The sequence below is a fragment of the Gracilibacillus suaedae genome (assembly GCF_017599345.1).
Lineage (GTDB): Bacteria > Bacillota > Bacilli > Bacillales > Amphibacillaceae > Gracilibacillus > Gracilibacillus suaedae.
In genome coordinates this window covers 349,767-369,833 of sequence record NZ_JAGFVL010000062.1, presented here as the reverse complement: position 1 = coordinate 369,833, position 20,067 = coordinate 349,767, and the positions used below count along the sequence as shown (strand labels likewise).

The following is a 20,067-nucleotide window of genomic DNA, read 5'->3' as shown; positions in this document are numbered from 1 at the left end:
ATTCCATTAATCTTCATTATGTCGTTGCATTTTTATTCATGATATAATATTGAATTGCTGAGATAACAAGTAGTACCAGCCCCAGCATAACTGCCATTGCTGATGCGACACCCGCAATTGATTCACCATGACTAAATGCTAAATCACGTATATACATCATTAACACCGTTGTACTCTGACGCGGCCCACCATCGGTCATCATTAATGGTTGGGCAAAGACATTGAAAGCACCAGCTGTAGTCATGACCATCGTGTAGATTAAAGGAAATTTAATGGAAGGTAGTGTGACATTCCAAAACTTACGTATCGGGCCCGCACCATCAATTTCAGCAGACTCATATAGATCCTTAGAAACACCATTAATACCAGCTCGATAAATAATCATATTTCCACCAATCCCAGCCCAAACCGTAATGACAATTATTGTAATCCAAGCGTATGGTTGAGTTGCTGCCCATACATGCTCCGAACCAAACATATTATTAACTACACCTAGTTGCTTATTAAAGATTAATGACCATATCAAGGCTGCTGCTGAGATAGAAACTAACCCAGGAATATAAATCAATGTTTGGAACAGACTTGTAAATTTCACTTCTTTATGTTCTAAAGCTACAGCAATCATTAAAGGTATAATAATCATCAGTGGAACGCTTAATCCGACAAAAATTAAGGTGTTCAGCATCCCGTTGAAAAATTGACTGTAGAAAGTAGAGTCAGTGTCAGCTAATATAGTTTTATAGTTATCTAATCCTACCCATTCAGGACTTCCAATCAAATTCCAATTCGTAAACGAAGCATATATACCATAGATGGATGGTATCAAAATAAATACGATAAATAAGATTATGTGTGGTCCAACAAAGAACAGCGGAGCAAATTTACCATGTTCTTTCAATCATATGACCTCCTTTTTTAAAAGTAATGTGCCAAAAAAGCTGACACATTACTTTCTTTTGCATTATTCTTCTGATAATTCTTCTTCAAGTTCATCTTCGTCTAATAGTTCTGTATTCTCCATATCCAACGAACCTTCAGCTACTTTATCCTCTACAAATTTTTGCATTTCCTCCAGTCCTGTATCAATATCCATTTCACCGTGTACAAGGTCTGCTACATAGTTATCCATTGCTTCCTGTACATATGGATAGTGTTCGTACGTATAAATGTGAAGCGATTCCTCTTGTTCCTGACTAGAGGTAAAGAAAGACTGCATATAATTTTCATAGTCAGGACTTTCAATAACGTCTTGACTGGCAACAATCTGTCCAGCCTCTGCCCATTCAATTGAATTGGCACGAACAAACTCTAAAAAGTCTGCAATCCCTTGTTCTTTTTCTTCTGATCTTTCTTCATTGGTTAGCATTGCAAATAAGTGAGCTGAAGAACGGTTATGGAAAGTGTCCGGTTCAAAAGCATAAATATTTGTTACTCCAAAGTTGAGGTCTTCTACTTGTGCATGTCCTGTTGAACTCCAAGTACCGTCAGTAGAGAATAGAACATTACCTGATTGGAACATTAAATATCCATCTTCTCCATAAGGTGTCATTAGGCCTGCGTCTGCTAATTCTTTTACCGCTTCAATGGACTCACGCATTGCATCCGTATTAACTGCCGGCTCGCCGTTTTCTTGAATATCTCCACCCAAGTTTTGTATTTGAGCTAATAAAACCCAGCTCAATAGTGCATCATTTAATACATAGTCACCTTCCTCTAATTGACCTTGTAATGAAAGCATTTCGTCAAATGTTACTACGTTGTCATCAAGCCAATGTTCAACACCATACTTTTCTAACAAATCTTGATTATAATACATTGCACTACCGTGAATATCTAATGGAATAGTAAATTGTGTACCATCCACTTCCCCAGCGGACCAAGCTTCTTCAATATAATTATCTGCATTCAATTCTGGTTGCGCTTCCATTATTTCTGTCATAGGCTTTAACAAATCTTGGTTTACAAAGCTTGGTACACGATCCGCATGAATTATAGATAAATCCGGAATACCATTACCTGAATTTAATACTGTGTACATCTTCGTGTACATATCTGATGTAATTATGTGCTTCACTTCTATTTCAGGTTCTGTTGCATTATAATCCTCAACAAGTTGGTCCATATATGCACCATCATCACCTGTTAATGGTGTCCAAAATTGAATAGTATTTTCATCATTTCCTCCACATGCCACTAACAATACCGCCACCAAAGTTAACATCGCCATTAATGCTTTTCTCACATTAACCCCTCCATTTATTGAATGATTAACTAAAATATCTATCTCTCGGCACAGTTTATTTAAACGCTTACATTATTCGCCTCCTTTTCACTACTTAGAAGCAATTGATAGGTTAGATCCGTTCATACCAATGATGTTATTACCATACACACGAACATATGTAGCTCTGCAAAAAATTGTACGTATGAGATGACTTGACATTAGTATATCGAATGGCTATTGTTTTTTCAACACTTTTTTATTAATGTAAACAAATATTTTTAGGGTCTATTCAACATAATTGTTAATAAAATAGATGAATAAGAAAAAATAAGTTATTTATTTAGAATACACAGTTTATAAGGGAGAACTGGAGATATGGAAAAAGGCGGGATATTAGACCGGGCGAAAGAAGCGACTGAGCATCACCAGTTGACATTATTCAGACAAACCTGCGCCCAGTCCTTCCTTGTCACTAAATGACACATAAAACATAAATACTACTTCACTTAATACGGTCATTGCACTGAATTTATATTTTTTGTCTAAAAAAGGCAATAACCAGTGTAGGGTTATTGCCTAGTCGTCCATTTTGATTCATCATTTAGAATTGATTTATTGTATAAGGAATCTTTTGGTATGTTAGTCGCGTTAATCATCCTAACACTCTATCTATCAATCTATGACGCTTTTTCCCAGCCTTAAGCCGTTGTCTTTGGATTTGTAGTAGATTGCCTTACAACCAACTCAGGCTCATATAATTTGGATAATCGATCAAAGGATTGATTCACTTCATTCTTCTTAATCATTTGGATAATGGCTTTTGCTGCATCTAGACCTAATTGACTCTTAGGGTGCTTAACGGACGTCAGTTTAACCTCTGAAATTTCAACTAGCAAGGAATCATCAAATCCGATTAAGGATAAATGATCGGGAATTTTAATACCTGCTTGTCTTACTTCATCCATTAATTGCAATACTAATTGGTCGTTGTAACAAACAATTGCAGTTGGTTTTTCTTCTTTTAGCTTAAGCAATCGTTGTAATTCCTTTTTTGGTTTTACCAATTGATCTTCCGAGCTATAAGTCACAATATTTGTTGTATTCAAAGGTATATTTAATTCTCTATGGGCCTTAATGAAACCTTTTAACCGTTTTTGACCTTGTGCATCATCAGTCTTATACATACAAGCTATTTGTTGATGACCTAAATCAATTAAATGTCTAGTTTGTAAATAACCACCTATTACATCATCCACCATAAAGTAAACTGGTTCCAACTCTTCATAAATGGCATTAATCATTACATATGGAATTTTAGCTCTTTCCAAATTCAAATAATATTTTAGATTAGGAGTTGCTGAAGCACTATGTGTTGGCTCAATAATTACTCCATCATAATTACCTGTTAACAATTGACTTAATATCTTTTGTTCTTGTTCATACTTGTTATTTGTATTAAAAATACTAACGTGATACCCTTGTTCACTCAAATAGGCTTCCGCTCCGCGAATGATCGAAGGAAAGATATAATCAGAAATATATGTAGTTACAATAGCAATATTTTTGTTTGGTAGAATGGTTGAAGAACTTTTTTCTCTCTGTGAGCGATCAGCACAGAAAGTACCTGCGCCCTGCTCACGGTACAGCCACCCGTCATTTACCAACTCTCCTATCGCTACTCTGACTGTATGTCTGCTTACATCAAACTGCCGCATAAGTTCACTTTCAGAGCTGATTTTTTCATGTGGCTGAATCAGCCCTTCCAGGATTTTTGATTTTATCGATTGTTTAATCTGTTTATATTTAGCCTCCATATTTTCGGATCCCCCTAATTTTCTGTACACAAACTACAACTCACTAAATAAAGTGAAACTTATCAGGGTGTTAGCGTCTGTTATCCCTAAGCTTATCCTTCTGTTACTTAAAGCTTGAAGTGGGAGGCTTACAGACGGTTAGCACCGTTTAAACCCTTCTCGTATTCTAGCATCAACTATCCTCGGTCAGAAAACGGTTACACTTTAATTTTTTAAATTAAGTACACACGCATTGGCTTTTCAAGATGCGTGTATACATTTCGGCAATAATCCCATACAACAAGGTTATTTACTTTTCTTTTGTAGTGGCGCGGTCGAGTTACGGGTTATCAGCTCAGGGTCAAAACGAATCAGATCGTTTTCCATGTTTTGTTGTTTCTTTGAACCTTTATTTCGCTTCACCATATCTAGGATAACTTTTGCTGCTAATTCTCCCATTTCACTTTTAGGATGGCTTACAGTAGTTAATTTTACTTCCGTTATTTCAGCCATAAAGGAGTCATCAAATCCTACAATCGAAATATCTTCTGGTACTTTTAATTGTGATTCTCTTAAGACATCCAATAGTTTAATTGCTAATTCATCGTTATAGCATACAATTGCTGTTGGTCGTTTTTCTTCAGGTTCACTTAATATATGTTTTAACACCTCAACAGGTTTTGATGACTTTTCCTCTGTATTGTAGGTCACAATATTATGAGGAAATATTTCGATATTATGCTTACGATGCGCTTTTAAATAACCTTTCATCCGTTTCGTCCCTTGGATATCATCATTCTTAAAAAAGCCAACAATATTCTGGTGACCAAGCTCTATTAAGTGCTCTGTTTGTATAAATCCACCCTTTTCATCATCCACAACAATGTGAAAAGGCTCTAATTCGTCATAATATGCATTGATCATTAAATAAGGAATGTTTTCACGTTCTAGATTCAAGTAATAATTAATATTAGGATTACTTATCGCACTTCGTGTTGGTTCAATAATAACGCCATCGAAATGTTGCATGAGGATTTTTTCCAAAAACTTTCGCTCATTATCATGATCATTATTCGTACTAAACAGACTTACCTGATAGCCTTGCTTACTTAAATAAGATTCAGCTCCCCTGATAATGGAGGGGAAAATATAATCGGATAGATACGTTGTGATCAGTGCAATGTTGTTCTGGTCCACCATCGATTGTGAATTATTCTTTGAACGATCAGCACAAAAAGTACCTGCGCCCTGTTCCCGGTAGAGCCACCCTTGGTTAACCAGATCACCAATTGCTAATCGCACTGTATGTCTGCTTACACCAAATTCCTTCATCAGTTCACTTTCAGAACTGATTTTTTGATGTGGTTGATATGTACCATCTAATATTCGGGACTTAATTGCTTCTTTTACTATACTATATTTTGTCTGCATTCCTCGCACCTCATTTTTTACCTTATCTACTATAAGGATAAAGGTTTAACTAACTCTGTCAAGCTCTTTCGGAATAAGAATATGATCCTCAGCTCAATCGAGTAGACCTATATTCACATAAAAAGCAAATAGGCAGGCAGTTGATACAATTTATTGAGCGGACATTTAGTGCGTTATTTGAATGAAAATCACCTATTTTTCCATGTTAGCGGACATTGAATCCCTTATTTGGTTCATTTCGACCTCCATTAGCACTATTTTCGATGAATAGCGGAATAGATGTCCGCGACCACCCGCAAAACGGCACTTTTGTCACAAATAGCGGAATTAATGTCCGCACTCAGTCCAGATTTACTTGGAAGTCCAAGTTACTTCGTAGTTTATGTAAACTGTGATAATACAAAAACTAAAAGTATACACGCGTTTCACTTAATGGTGATGGAAACGCGTGTATATTTTCATGCTATCTCATGATGATTTTAGCGATAAACTGCTTCATTCCATTTTAGTTCATTGCGGAATTGGCGTAGTTTCGTGTCTTCGTCAATGACTACACATTCGATTTTTGCCATATTAGCAAAATCGTATAATTGTTCGGTTGTCACATCAAACGAGAATACTGTATGGTGTGCTCCACCTGCATAAATCCATGCTTCCGTTGCTTCACTTAGGGATGGTTCAGGCTTCCACAACACTTTCGCAACAGGTAAATTTGGTGTATCAATCTCAGGTTGTTCTGCTTTTACTTCATTAATGACCAGGCGGTAACGACCTCCCATTTCAACAAGAGATGCGTTAACAGCATCACCACCACGTCCATCAAATACAAGACGAGCTGGATCCTCTTTACCACCAATACCTAATGGGTTAACTACGATTTTAGGTTTTGTTGCAGATACAGTTGGGCAGATCTCCAACATATGAGAGCCTAAAATCATTTCATTACCTGGTTCTAAGTGATACGTATAATCTTCCATAAAGGATGTACCTTCATTACCAGAAATAATTTTCATGAAACGAAGTAATGCTGCAGTTCTCCAGTCACCTTCACCAGCAAAACCGTAACCTTCTGCCATTAAACGTTGTGCTGCAAGACCAGGTAATTGTTTCATACCATGTAAGTCTTCAAAGTTTGTCGTGAATGCTGTATAATTCCCTTTTTTCAAGAAGGATTTTAATCCTAACTCAATTTTTCCTTGATATAAAATAGAGTCCCGGGTTGGACCTGGTTCACTTGCCTCTGAAGGTAATTCATAAAGCTCTTCATATTCTTTGTATAATGCATCTAGTTCTTCATCTGTTACTTGGTCCATTTCTTCAACCAGGTCACCAATACCATAATAGTCGACTGTCCAACCAAACTTGATTTGTGCTTCGACTTTATCCCCGTCTGTTACAGCAACATTACGCATATTGTCTCCAAAACGAGCAACGCGAATATTGCTTCCTTCAGCAACGGCAACTGCTGTCTTCATCCAGTCTGAAACTTTAGTTGTCACCTCTTTGTTTTGCCAATGACCTACGACTACTTTTCGAGAGACATCCATTCGAGTACCGATAAAACCGTATTCTCTATCACCATGTGCTGCTTGATTTAAGTTCATGAAATCCATGTCAATGCTTTCCCACGGAATATCGCGATTAAACTGTGTATGCAAGTGCAATAATGGTTTTTGTAATGCTTTTAGACCTGAAATCCACATTTTTGCTGGAGAGAATGTGTGCATCCATGTAATCACACCAGCGCAATTTTCGTCTGCATTTGCTTTTTGCATTAAAGTATGGATATCTGAAGCAGTAGTTAATACCTCTTTAAATGCTACTTCGAATGGTAAGTTACCTTCTTTATTTAATCCAGCTACTACCTCTTTTGAATTATTCGCTACTTCTTGCAGGGTCTCTTCCCCATATAAATGTTGACTACCTGTTACAAACCAAAATGTATAAGGACGTACTTCTAACATGATATTTCCTCCTCTATGTGTTTTCATTAATCATCGTTTATCCTTGAATAGTTATTACTTTTTATCCTGACCATAGTACGCATTGGCACCATGTTTTCTTAAATAATGTTTATCTAACAAAAATTGGTCCATATCTTGTGCATCCGGGTTAATTTGATACGTGTGCAACGCCATCTTAGCAACTTCTTCTAACACTACTGCATTGTGCAGTGCTTCATGTGGGTCTTTTCCCCAGTTGAATGGTGCATGACTGTGTACCAACACACTTGGGACTTGCAGCGGGTCGATGTCCTTGAATGTTTCCACGATCACATTACCTGTTTCCCATTCATAGTCTCCTGTTACTTCTTCTTTTGTCATACGACGTGTACACGGGATAGTACCATAAAAGTAATCTGCTTGCGTTGTACCGAGCGCCGGGATGCCCTTACCTGCCTGAGCCCAGCTTGTCGCCCATGGAGAGTGTGTATGCACAACACCGCCTATTCCCGGGAATTTTTGATACAACAAGCGATGTGTCGGTGTATCTGAAGATGGCTTCAAATCACCTTCGACAATATTCCCCTCCAAATCTAATACCACTAAATCATCAGCCTTTAGCTCTTCATATGGTACACCACTAGGCTTAATAACCATCAAACCAGACTCTTTATCGTATCCGCTTACATTACCCCAAGTAAATGTTACTAAACCATACTTGGGTAGATCCAGGTTTGCTTCCAATACTTGCTGTTTTAATTCTTCAAGCATGCTTACATCCACCCTTTTCTTTATATTTCTTCCTTGTACGTATGTGTAAAAGTAATTAATTCTATCATAATACAATTCGTACGTACATTCAATATAAAAATATTAATTTTATCTATTTTAATACAAAATACTTACTTTTTATTACAAAGACCATTGTGAATGAACTATATCACTTGAATCATACAAAGACGATTATGACCTCATTTTAAACCGATCTTGAAGCTGTTTGGCCAATTCATCATCTGGTAGTGGATTTCGATGCGTGTTTTCTAAGTAAATATGCTTTTCTTCTTCTGGCATAATGTATTGCTTGTACCAAATGAAAAAGTCTGGGCTGTCTCCTTGCATCCGCAAATATTTCCGTAAAGTTATAATGCTTTGCATCGTCCATTCTACATTAGTAAGCCAATCTGCTCGGTAAAAGTTGTGCCACTTACCGTGTTCTGATTTTCTCATTGCTTGATAACCAACTTGATAATCCCATAAGGATTGAGAAGCAAGCACAAACGCTTTTGGAAAATCTGCTTTTTTGTAATACTCAAATGCTTCACATAAGTGAATAAAGCCTTTAGTCCCAGATAGGTGCAATTCAACTTGTAACACAAATAAATCATAAAAACGGATTCGATCATTCTGATTTAACTTATTTGTCAATTGATCACAATCTCTCTTTAAGGAAAGCCATTTTTGATAGGACTGCTGACATTTTTCTTTAAAATAGTTGATTTGGTCATCGATACTTTGCTTACCTGTTGCCCAAAATAAAGATTCAATGGGGGTATTTGTTTTTCCTTGTAACCAGTGACCAATTATCTTCCTTGGTGGATGATGATAAAATTGTTCTCCTGCCTTATTATCTTTGTGTTTTCCATATGGAATTGTCGCTACAAAATAGGCTTCATATACTGACTTTAGTTCCTCCATATGTGAGGAATATAAGCGAGATATAAAGCGAGTCAAATGCTGATCCAGTTCTATTTCACCTTTATTCCAGATTTCACTTACAATATCCAATGTATATAAGTGCATGCGGATATTACCTGCATTTAATAATAGAAAATCGTCACCACCTGCTTCCAATACTTTCTTTAATTCTGTTTCAATTAAAGAGGGACAAGATGGAAACATCGTCAAATGGTTAGATGCTTGCAAATCATGAAAAGTGATATGATAATAAATACCTTGCTGTGCTTGTACATCTGATTCAGGCATGGAAGGGACACGGAAATCTTCATTACCATTTCTCCTTGAAACCATTTTCCCGTATCCGTTATCCGCCCACATTCGAATAACCCCATTCGGCAGATCGATATGCCCTTCTTTATACAGCTCAGATATTTCTCCATATAATGCTACACAACAGACAGGATATTCCACATATTGTTCAATCATCGTTTTTTGTTTTTTTAATACATCTGATATGAGCTTGCCTCGTTTTTCTGGTGTATTATATGACTGATCATGACTCCAAAACGGCTGATCTCCTTGTCCACGGAATGATAATCCCCAAATTACTTTTTGATCTTTTTGATTTTGAATCGCATCTTCCCATAGTTGTTCATATAATGCTTTATTCTTAGCATAGCTGGCTGCTTCGTACGGATATGCTCTCTTAAACATTTGCGCACCAAGTGGTTCAGCATGATGATGGGTAATCCACAGTCCCATTTCAGACGCTAATTCAAAATGAATACCATGTTTCGGTAAATCTGTTCCAGGAATGATCATATTCCCGCCACACCGTAATAATGTCTCAAAAACCGGTAACCAAACTTCTTTCGTTGGTGGATATGCTTCCTTCCAACCAAGCAGACAAACTTCATCATTCACAAACCAGCCACGAAATCTTACTTTAAGCTTTGGAGAATGCACGGTTTCCATTGGTATGCTAACGCTTACTCTTTTGTCCGGTAAAATGTCTGCCCAGAACCAAAAGGGGTCAACACCTAAAAATTCCCTACTTATGTATAATAGTCCATAAATAATTCCTAAGTCATCTCTACCAGAAATATGCATAACAGGTGTCTCATGTGTAGAAAATGAAATGCGGTATGACTCTGGTTCTGTTAACGACTTGTCATAAGAAATTTGAATTAGATGAGATTCCCCTGTGCTATCACTAAAAACATTGGCAATATCTCTTTTCAACATATCTACTGCATGTTGAACAGCTCGACTTGCTTCATCTGTACCAGTAATTACCGTGTTTGCATTACAATTGAAATACACCATTATTCTCCTCCTATATCATCGAACTAACATATTTTTCATGTTAGTTCGATGACAGATATAAGTCAACTAATTGTACGGATGATTAGGTATCAATCAAAAACTTGACATCTTGATGCTGATACACCAACTCAAAATCTTGATTCTCCAACAACTGATGGTATAAATCCTCCGGCGAGAACCATAAATGGTCATTTTCAAAAGTATAATCTGCTCCAAAGTGATAACAGATCCAAACTAATTTTGAACAATAGATTTTTTCCCACGGCTCATCTAATTCCTGAGACAGATCAAAGGAAAAGGTAGGCTTGTGAATACCTTTCTCCAAATTACTTTGGTATTCCTGATAATAATCAATTGCATATTGTGCTGCTTTATCCCCTAATACAGTTTTTATCGGACGAAATTGAGCGTGTACTGGATGCTTATCAAGAAACTGTTGGATTGATTTGCGTACAATCGCAGGCTCAAGGCCCGGTGATTCGATTAATTCCTTCTCATTAATGGCCAGTGCGGAATGTCCCATGTAACCTGTCAATGCTGATTTCACATTATCACTGGCCACTAAAATATCTCCAGCTTGATAGTTACGCTCCCTCATTGCATAATAAGTTTTTAAAGGATATTGTTCTCCTGCTAATTGGTTATGAAACAAGTATTCTATCGTTATCATCGTATTGGGCTTCCGATCACGTAATTGAACAAACACACCATCCCGACCGCTAGCCAGCCATACATCATTTTCATACACCTTAAAACTGACACTCTCTATACGTGGCTTCACATACAATAAACCATTCCGAATCCACACATCAAAAAACCCCATTACAAACCACCTCACCATAGGATATGACAAAACCAGGTCAAAGGCACAGCGGTAAGTGCCCATTTTTATTAGGGATTACTATCAACTTCGGGGTTTTTACTATCAACTTTTGAGATTTTCTAACAACTTCGGGATCTTTACTATCAACTAGCACAAAGTAAAAAGCACTCCTACCGGTCTCCGATAAGAATGCTTTGTTCAGCTAAAATACTATTGTTTTATTTCCATATACGATAATGCGGTCTTCGAGGTGCCACTTAATTGCTCTTGCTAGCACACTACGCTCCACGGATTGTCCTATTTTTTTCATTGCTTCGACATTGTCACGATGGTCAACTCGGCTGATATCCTGCTCGATAATCGGCCCTTCATCAAGATCATTGGTAACATAATGGGATGTAGCACCGATCAATTTTACCCCGCGGTGATAGGCGCGTTCATATGGCTTTGCACCAATAAATGCCGGCAAAAAGGAATGGTGAATATTGATAATTTTATTTTTGAATGTCTCCACAAACTTAGGTGTCAGAATTTGCATATAACGTGCTAACACAATCACATCTATTTCATATTCTTGTAATAATTGAATTTGCTGTTCCTCTACCTGTTTACGAATATCTTTATTGGCTGGAATATAAAAATATGGGATACCAAGCCGTTCGACAAATTCACGGGATGTTTCATGATTACTGATCACCAGGCTGATATCTGCCATTAAATCTCCGCTTTGCCACTCCCAAAGCAACTCTAACAAGCAATGAGGCTCCTTGGAAACGAAAATCGCCATTTTCTTTATTTGATCGACATATTTAAATGTTGCTTCCATATTAAATGCTTCTTTAACCTGTTGAAAATCTGCCTCTAATTTTTCAGCTTGAGCTTTTAGATCATCCATTTCAAATTCAATCCGAATAAAAAACTCACCACCATGTGGATCAGTAGAATATTGATTGGATTCGATGATGTTAGCATTATGCTCATATAAAAACTGAGACACTGCCGCCACAATACCGGGCTGATCGGCACAGTTGATTAATAATCGCGCTCTGTTTTTATTCGTTTTCTTAAATGCTGCTATCTTTTCATCTATATAACTTTTCATCTTGATCCCTCTTTACTATAATCGTTCTTTACTACTTTACCACGTTACAGATGATGGTCAAGAGTCTTATGAAAATATTTTATTTATAATAGTCAAAAACTGTTCTACTTCTTCCTGATTCGCCGTTAAAGGTGGCAGTATACGGACGATCTGTGGCCCGGCAACTACCATTAATAATTGATGTTCCTCTCTTGCTTTATTGACATATTCAATCGCTTTTCCTTCGACTTCAAGACCGATCAACAAGCCTTTACCTCTAACAGACTTCACTTCCTTCTTATCTTCTACTAATCTTAGCAATCCATTCCACAAAAAGTCCGCTATTTGATTAGCATGATCTAATATATCTGTTTGGGTAATGTGATTCATTGTTGCCAGCCCTGCTGTTGTTACAATCGGATTCCCCCCAAATGTACTTCCATGTGTACCAGGAGAAAAAACGTTAGCAACATGTTCTTTAGCGATTATAGCACCAATCGGAAAACCCGAACCCAGACCTTTCGCCACACTGATTACATCTGGTTCAATCCCATAATGTTGGTAGGCAAACAGTTTACCTGTCCTCCCCACACCTGTCTGAATTTCATCAATCATCAATAAAATATGATGTTCTTTGCAGATCGCAGACAGTTTGCTTAACCAGGCAGGATCAGCAGGGATGACCCCTCCTTCACCTTGAACGAGTTCTAATAATACCGCAGCTGGTTTCTGCTTCACTAACTCATCAAGTGAACGATCGTCATTAAAAGGCAAATACGCAAAACCTGGTGTTAAAGGGGTAAATCCGTCTTGAATTTTCTTTTGCCCTGTTGCCGATAGTGTAGCCATCGTCCGACCATGAAACGAATTGTTAAAAGTGATAATGAGTGGATGATCCTGTTCTAGTACATCATGCCCGTATTTTTTGGCAATTTTGATTGCTGCCTCATTAGCCTCAGCACCACTATTACAGAAAAATACTTGATCACCACAACTATTTTCCGTTAAGGCATGTGCTAATTTTTCCTGAGAAGGTATATGATAAAGGTTGGAACAATGCCATAGCTTCGACAGTTGTTCCTGTACAGCACGCTCCACCACATCCGGCACATGGCCTAAGTTACACGTTGCAATACCAGAAGAAAAATCTAAATATTTTGTCCCTTGATCATCCCAAACATAACTTCCTTTCCCTTCGACTAAGGTAATCGGAAAACGTCCGTAAGTAGACATGACAGGACTTACAGTTTGTTTATACATGCGGCACCTCCTGTTCTAAAGCAATTCTCGTTCCAACTGGTTTCCCTTGCATAAACTCTACTAAGCCATGGTTTGCTGTACCATCCACTATCGATACTTCCCTTACATTCTTATGCAAAGCGGATAATGCAGATTTAACTTTGGGAATCATACCACCGAAAATTACTTTTTGTTGGATCAATTCTTTGATTTTCGCTTCATTTAACTGATGGAATACTTGCTTCTCGCCATTTACTTCATGATATATCCCTGGAATATCACTAATAAAACATAATTTTGCTTCTAATGCTTGCGCAACTGCTGATGCTGCCATATCGGCATTTATATTATAGCGTTGTCCTGTTTTATCCTTACCAATAGGTGAAACTACAGGGATGAGTCCTTGCTCGACAAAGCTTTTCACCAAATTTGTATTCACTTGTATCACTTCTCCAACATAACCAAGAGTGGTATCACCCTTCATCTGCTTTGCTTCTAATAAGTTTCCGTCAATTCCACTTACACCAATTGCCTTGCCTTCTGCTTCTGCTATTTTACGGACAATGGCTTTATTCATAGAACCGCTAAGAGCCATTTCGACTACATCTAATACTTCATTAGTGGTTACACGCAATCCATTAATAAACGTTGTTTTCACACCTGTTTGCTCTAACAATTGCGAAATTAACGGTCCTCCACCATGAACAATGATTGGCTGCCACTCTCCTTGTTGCTGAATCGTCACAACATCTTGGTAAAAAGAACGAGGCAGCTGTTCAAATACACTACCACCACATTTAATTACTACATAGTTCACATTCGTTCCTCCTCACGTTCGATAAGAAGCGTTGATTCTGACATATTCATAGGAGAGGTCACAACCCCATGCAGTTGCCTTTCCATTCGCATCGCCCAATTTGGCAAGTATTTTAATTTCATCTTCTAATAAGTATTCTTTTGCCGCACCCTCATCAAATGGATGTGGGACACCATTTTCTACTACTAAAATATCTCCTAAATATATGCTAACTTTATCAGGATCTAAAGATTCACCACTATAGCCAATCGCCGTAATAATACGTCCCCAATTCGCATCAGCACCATGAATCGCTGTTTTTACTAGATTAGAAGAGATAACCGATTTAGCAATGGCCGTTGCCGATTCATCTGTAAACGCGCCTTCTACTTGCACTTCTACTAATCTGGTAGCACCTTCCCCGTCACGGGCAATTTCTTTTGCTAAGTATTCACAAACGAATTTTAAAGCGTCGTAAAACTTTTGCCATTCTCTGTGTTCTGGTGTTAACTCTTCATTTTCTGCTTTTCCATTTGCTAAGACTAAAACCATATCATTCGTACTTGTATCTCCATCAACCGTAATCATATTGAACGACTGATTCGTAATCGCTTTTAACATATCAGATAAATGGGACGAGGAAATATTGGCATCAGTTGTGACAAAGCCAAGCATCGTTGCCATATTCGGGTGAATCATCCCCGATCCCTTGGCAGCTCCGCCGATCGTAACCGTTTGACCATCGATCTCCAATTCGATTGCAATTCCTTTTTCTTTTGTATCTGTCGTTAAAATCGCTGATTCAAATTTCCCAGCACCAATATGTTTATTGTCAAGGATTTGACTAATGCCCTTTTGCAGTTTATCCATTGGTAACAATTCACCAATAAGGCCTGTTGATGCTACTGCCGCCAGGTGCTCTTCCACACCGACTGTTTCTGCGAATAATTTGCGCATATCATAAGCGTCTTGCAACCCTTGTTCACCTGTACAAGCATTGGCAATAGCTGAATTGACAATAATTGCTTGTAATTGATGTTCCTTTTCGATACTTTCTTGTGTTACTTTAAGTGGTGCCGCTTGAAAGACATTCGTCGTATACACCCCTGCTACTTGTGCCGGCACTTCTGAATATACCCAGCCTAAATCCATTTTCTTTTTACGTAGTCCACAATGTAAACCACCTGCTTGAAACCCTTTTGCAGATGCAATATTTCCATCTTTCATTAATTTGAATTGTTCTAGCTGAACTTCCATGTCTGTTTTTCACTCCTTAAGGATAAATAGGTAACTGATCCAAGCCTGTTGTCTCTTCCCAGCCATACATAATATTCATATTTTGAATTGCTTGACCAGATGCTCCTTTAACTAAATTGTCAATGACAGAAACAATAATAAGTTTTCCTGTCCTTTCATCTGCATATAATCCGATATCACAATAATTACTGCCATAAACCTCTTTGGTTGAAGGGAATACTCCTTCTCTACGCACACGTACAAAAGGATGATCTTGAAAATACGCTTGATAAACATCAATCAATTGTTTCGTAGAATAATTGTCTTTCATATCCACATATATCGTGCTCATGATTCCTCTTGTCATCGGTACAATATGCGGAGTAAAAATGACTTGAATATCACCATTCGCTCGTTCTGATAATATTTGTTCAATTTCCGGAATATGCTTATGAACGCCGATTTTATATGCCTTAAAATTTTCGTTCATTTCTGAAAAATGAACATTCAAGGATAAACTTCGCCCAGCTCCAGATACTCCTGTTTTAGCATCAACAATGATGGATGATCGATCAACCAACTCTTGTTCGATTGATGGTATTAACCCTAAAGTCGTTGCAGTTGGATAACAACCTGGATTTGCGAGAATACTAGCATGCTTTATCGCTTCTTTATTTACCTCGGGTAGGCCGTAAACTGCTTTTTCGATATATGTCTGCGATGCGATTTCCTCTCCGTAATACGTCTGGTATTTCTCCCCATCTTGCAAACGGAAATCACCTGACAAATCAATACATCGAACTCCTTTATCGACTAATGTTGGAATGATGTTTTTGCTAACATTAGACGGTGTTGCAAAAAAGACTAGTTCTACCTCTTGTGCTAATGAATCTACATCAAGTTCTGCCATTTGGATATCTATTATATCAACAACGTGCGGGTATACTTCAGCTAATTCTGTTCCACTATTTGAATGTGATATAACTTTTTTTACTTGAACATGTGGATGGTTATGCAAAAATCGTAATAACTCCACCGCTCCATAACCCGTTCCACCTATAATTGCTACATCCACAATATTCCCCCCTAAGTTCCGTGTATGATTAGTTTATAATTATACTGCATTTTGTATTTTCATGCAATAATGTTTATGAAAATTTTTTAATGTACTTTCATGTATATATAATAGATATATTTTGTTCCTCCACAAACAATTAATACATAATGAGACTTCACCAGTTTGTTTTTTTAGCCACTCAATTTCTTTGATCAATGTATAGTTACTTCTGCTGTCAATATGCATTTTCTCGTATAAATATCCAATACATGCCCATTTTTGATTCCTATAAAAAATAGGTGGATAGTAACAGTAATAAATAGACAATTACTCTTGTATTACAACTTTTCCACCTGATGAACATTATTAAAAGTATGGATATGATTCTAAAATAAGTTCTTATGACTTATTACTTTTATTACTTCTTAGATGAAAGTAGTTACTCACGTTACCTTCTCAAAAGATAATCTCTTCGATATGATTAATTTATCCTAGCAATACTGAATGGAAAAGGTGGATGAACAAGTGATATCAAACAATCAACAACAATTAGATCCAGAATGGGTACGATTAATCTACTTAGCAAAAGAAACAGGTTCTACAAAAAAAGAAGTAAAGCGATTAATAGATCATTTACTTGAGTCGAAAATGGTCAAATATTCATAAATTCTTTAACAACAAAATCGCCTCTGTTCTCCCAGAGGCACCCAATTTACGATAAACTTTACTTACATAGTTTTTCACAGTCCCTATCGATAGGTGCAACGAATCAGCAATCTGTTGATTTGAATACCCTTCCAACAATCCTTTAATAACGTGCTGTTCTGTTCTTGTTATATGAATATTCCGTTCCTTTAACGCATCCACAACAGATTCAAAAGAAGATTTTACTTCATCGTTACCATTTTTTAATTGTTCTATTAACTTCGGTTGTATTGACTCAGGTATTAATATTTGTCCTTTTATTGACTGATAGATCACTTCAATTAAATGATCTACATCTGTATCCTTCAATAGATAACCACTTGCCCCATTTTTTAATGCCCTTAAGATGTAATCATGATTCGAAAATGTCGTGAGCATCAATATCTTCACTTTAGGATTTTTTTCTTTTAATATTTTCGTTGCTGTAATACCACTGATATCCGGCATTTTAATATCCATTAATATAACATCCGGCTGATATTCCATCGCCTTCTCAATTGCTTCTTCACCAGTATATGCTTTTGCTACAACTTCCAATTCATGATGTTGATTTAACATCACCGTAAGTCCATCACAAACAATCTTTTGATCGTCCGCTATCATTACTCTTATCTTATTCATCACCTTCACCCTATACTTTGCACTTTATTAATGTTACTATCCATTCTTGGTAACTTTATTACAATATCTACTCCGCCTAAATGCGAATCATTTGAATGTAAACTTATTTCTCCATTTAACTCCTCCACTCTTTCCTTCATCGCAATCAAGCCAAACCCTAGTGTATTATCGTTATTTTTGAAGCCCTTACCATTATCACTCAAATAAAATACTAATGAATTATCCTCAGCAAATAACCGAAACATGAACATTGTTGCTTTTCCATGCCTCAACCCATTTGTTAACCCTTCTTGCAATGCACGATAAACGACAATTTCTTGAAGGGGATTCATCCACTTCTCTTCCACATTGATTTTGACATCTATTTCGACATCTGTTTGCTGAATAGTTTCTTCTAGTAATGCCTCTACTGCATTTTGAAAATCTACAAAAAAATGGCTATCCTGTAATTCGCGTACAGATTTTCTTACTTTATACAAACCGGTTTCTAGGTTTTCATGTATGTGTTTCAATAATTTCATTGCTTCTTTAGGTTCTTTTTCGATTAACTTTTGAACAGCATTTAATCCAATTAATGAGGTTGAAAAGGAATGGCCAATCGAATCGTGCATCTCACGGGCAAAGCGCTTCCGTTCCTGTATTATGATTTTTTCTTCTAGTTTCAATGATGTTGTCTTCATTTTTTCATATGCATTTTCTAGCTGCTGCTTTTGACTAATAGATACTTTAACTAGGTAACTAAAAGCCATAATCACTAAAAATTCTGTTATACGTGGGATGATGAATGACATTGTTGAGAAAGGTGGAAAGTCAAAGGCAATCCATTTTCCTGTCACGAAAGCAACGTACGAAGTAATTGCAAACGGTATACTATAGTATAATGATTGGTGATATACCATCTCACCAATTAAAATTAACAAATATACTTGTGAAATAAAGGATTGGTCAATAGTCATGATTACACTAAGTAAAATCAATTGACCTATTAGAAAAAACAAACCTTTTCTACTATATAAATTAACCTGCATGACAAAATCTCTAAGATATTGTATAGCGATATAAATCGTTACAAGGATGTATAGTTCCCAAAGGTTCAATTGATTATCAACGGAAAATAAAGGGAGCATTATCAAAAGCGTACACAGGATAGCTCGAGGCATTTTCTTATCCATAAAGTCATTTATAACCATATCCTCTTCTCTCCTTAATAATCTCTTAGCACTACAATATATTCAGTTTTATTTTATCAGAGTTACAGGAATTGACAACCTTCGCCATTATTACCTATAAGATCCAAGTGAAATATTGAACATTCTTTGACATAATTATTTATGTTTTTTAATTGGTAAAGAAATTTTCTTCCACCAAATCCGTTCAGCTAACCAAATTTCATAATATCATACATTGCTTTCAAGCCCTTACTTTTATTCACATTTCAGAACATATAATATACAGAAAGACAAGGATCCAATAAAAAGCTCCGACTCTTTTAAATACAGATACCTCTACTTTATCAATCTGTAAATCTTTCTTATCACGTTTGCTATACTTATCGACTTCTTTCGAGTTTGGTTTATCGCACATATCCTTTCAGAAAAAAGCTAATTTACAGTCGAAAAGAAACAAAGGTTACAGTCAAAGAAGGAGCAAGTTCTCGTTTAACTTTTTCGGTTAATATTTCCCCTAATTGTTGGTGCTTATATGCTAAGTGCCTTTTCGAATTTATCAGCTGCCCACGCTCCCAGTCATACCATTTTCCTAGATCTAGCACCCAATCCATCAGCTCCTGCTTAAGACTGTCTGATAGAGGTATGAATTCGATATCTAAATTACACCCGCATTGATAACACCAAATCGGATCTGCTCCAAAATCTGCTTCTATTTTTAAATGTGATATTTTTTGGCAGTTGCATAGCATCAATCATCAAACTCCTTCATTAATAAAGTAAGACTATGATCAGTGTGTTTGCGTCTGTAATCCCTAAACTTACCCTTGTGTTACTTGCAACTTGAAGTGGGGGTTACAGACGGTTAGCACCTTGATAAATAGCTCAGCAAACGTTCCTTTGCAGTAAAAAAAAGATAGGAGATGACCATCCCCTATCTCTATCTCTC

Annotated in this window: 17 protein-coding genes; 1 reads left to right on the top strand and 16 read right to left on the bottom strand. The window is 36.8% G+C overall.

Annotation, left to right across the window (positions count from 1 at the left end):
* Positions 1-16 precede the first annotated feature (16 nt).
* From J5J03_RS20270 to argC, 13 genes are all read right to left on the bottom strand, one after another.
* Complete coding sequence (locus tag J5J03_RS20270) at positions 17-898, bottom strand: carbohydrate ABC transporter permease (RefSeq protein WP_208592184.1); 882 nt, start codon at positions 896-898, stop codon at positions 17-19.
* 63 nt (positions 899-961) lie between these two features.
* The gene (locus J5J03_RS20265) at positions 962-2,227 is read right to left on the bottom strand and encodes an extracellular solute-binding protein (protein ID WP_208592244.1); all 1,266 of its coding nucleotides are present in this window, start codon (positions 2,225-2,227) and stop codon (positions 962-964) included.
* A gap of 695 nt (positions 2,228-2,922) precedes the next feature.
* Positions 2,923-4,038, bottom strand: a complete 1,116-nt coding sequence (locus tag J5J03_RS20260; protein WP_208592183.1) for a GntR family transcriptional regulator — start codon at positions 4,036-4,038, stop codon at positions 2,923-2,925.
* Between the two features lie 285 nt (positions 4,039-4,323).
* A complete protein-coding gene (locus J5J03_RS20255; protein WP_208592182.1) occupies positions 4,324-5,448 on the bottom strand; it encodes a GntR family transcriptional regulator in 1,125 nt (374 codons plus the stop codon).
* 479 nt (positions 5,449-5,927) lie between these two features.
* Positions 5,928-7,412, bottom strand: a complete 1,485-nt coding sequence (araA, locus tag J5J03_RS20250; protein ID WP_208592181.1) for an L-arabinose isomerase — start codon at positions 7,410-7,412, stop codon at positions 5,928-5,930.
* A gap of 54 nt (positions 7,413-7,466) precedes the next feature.
* Positions 7,467-8,162: an L-ribulose-5-phosphate 4-epimerase gene (araD, locus tag J5J03_RS20245; protein WP_208592180.1), complete on the bottom strand. Its 696-nt coding sequence runs from the start codon at positions 8,160-8,162 to the stop codon at positions 7,467-7,469.
* A gap of 192 nt (positions 8,163-8,354) precedes the next feature.
* Positions 8,355-10,394: a glycosyl hydrolase 115 family protein gene (locus J5J03_RS20240; protein ID WP_208592179.1), complete on the bottom strand. Its 2,040-nt coding sequence runs from the start codon at positions 10,392-10,394 to the stop codon at positions 8,355-8,357.
* An 82-nt stretch (positions 10,395-10,476) separates the two neighbouring features.
* Entirely contained in the window at positions 10,477-11,217 is a 741-nt protein-coding gene (locus J5J03_RS20235) for a hypothetical protein (RefSeq protein WP_208592178.1), read from the bottom strand.
* 202 nt (positions 11,218-11,419) lie between these two features.
* Complete coding sequence (gene purU / locus J5J03_RS20230) at positions 11,420-12,319, bottom strand: formyltetrahydrofolate deformylase (RefSeq protein ID WP_208592177.1); 900 nt, start codon at positions 12,317-12,319, stop codon at positions 11,420-11,422.
* Positions 12,320-12,385: 66 nt separating this feature from the next.
* On the bottom strand, positions 12,386-13,558 hold the full coding sequence (locus J5J03_RS20225) for an aspartate aminotransferase family protein (protein WP_208592176.1): 1,173 nt from the start codon (positions 13,556-13,558) through the stop codon (positions 12,386-12,388).
* Positions 13,551-14,354 (bottom strand): acetylglutamate kinase, encoded by an 804-nt coding sequence (gene argB, locus J5J03_RS20220; protein WP_208592175.1) that lies wholly within the window; start codon positions 14,352-14,354, stop codon positions 13,551-13,553. The genes J5J03_RS20225 and argB overlap by 8 nt, the downstream gene beginning before the upstream one ends.
* 12 nt (positions 14,355-14,366) lie before the next feature.
* Complete coding sequence (argJ, locus tag J5J03_RS20215; RefSeq protein WP_208592174.1) at positions 14,367-15,590, bottom strand: bifunctional ornithine acetyltransferase/N-acetylglutamate synthase; 1,224 nt, start codon at positions 15,588-15,590, stop codon at positions 14,367-14,369.
* Positions 15,591-15,606: 16 nt separating this feature from the next.
* A complete protein-coding gene (gene argC, locus J5J03_RS20210; RefSeq protein WP_208592173.1) occupies positions 15,607-16,644 on the bottom strand; it encodes an N-acetyl-gamma-glutamyl-phosphate reductase in 1,038 nt (345 codons plus the stop codon).
* Positions 16,645-17,151: 507 nt separating this feature from the next.
* Here argC and J5J03_RS20205 point away from each other — a divergent pair.
* Positions 17,152-17,292 (top strand): hypothetical protein, encoded by a 141-nt coding sequence (locus J5J03_RS20205; protein WP_208592172.1) that lies wholly within the window; start codon positions 17,152-17,154, stop codon positions 17,290-17,292.
* Here J5J03_RS20205 and J5J03_RS20200 read toward each other — a convergent pair.
* The 3 genes from J5J03_RS20200 to J5J03_RS20190 all read right to left on the bottom strand — a co-directional run bounded on the left by J5J03_RS20200 (position 17,287) and on the right by J5J03_RS20190 (position 19,873).
* Positions 17,287-17,952 (bottom strand): response regulator transcription factor, encoded by a 666-nt coding sequence (locus tag J5J03_RS20200; RefSeq protein ID WP_208592171.1) that lies wholly within the window; start codon positions 17,950-17,952, stop codon positions 17,287-17,289. The two genes, J5J03_RS20205 and J5J03_RS20200, sit on opposite strands and share 6 nt — an antisense overlap.
* A 5-nt stretch (positions 17,953-17,957) precedes the next feature.
* Positions 17,958-19,142, bottom strand: coding sequence for a sensor histidine kinase (locus J5J03_RS20195; RefSeq protein ID WP_208592170.1), 1,185 nt, complete (start codon positions 19,140-19,142; stop codon positions 17,958-17,960).
* 416 nt (positions 19,143-19,558) lie between these two features.
* Positions 19,559-19,873, bottom strand: coding sequence for a hypothetical protein (locus J5J03_RS20190; RefSeq protein ID WP_208592169.1), 315 nt, complete (start codon positions 19,871-19,873; stop codon positions 19,559-19,561).
* Between the last annotated feature and the right edge of the window lie 194 nt (positions 19,874-20,067).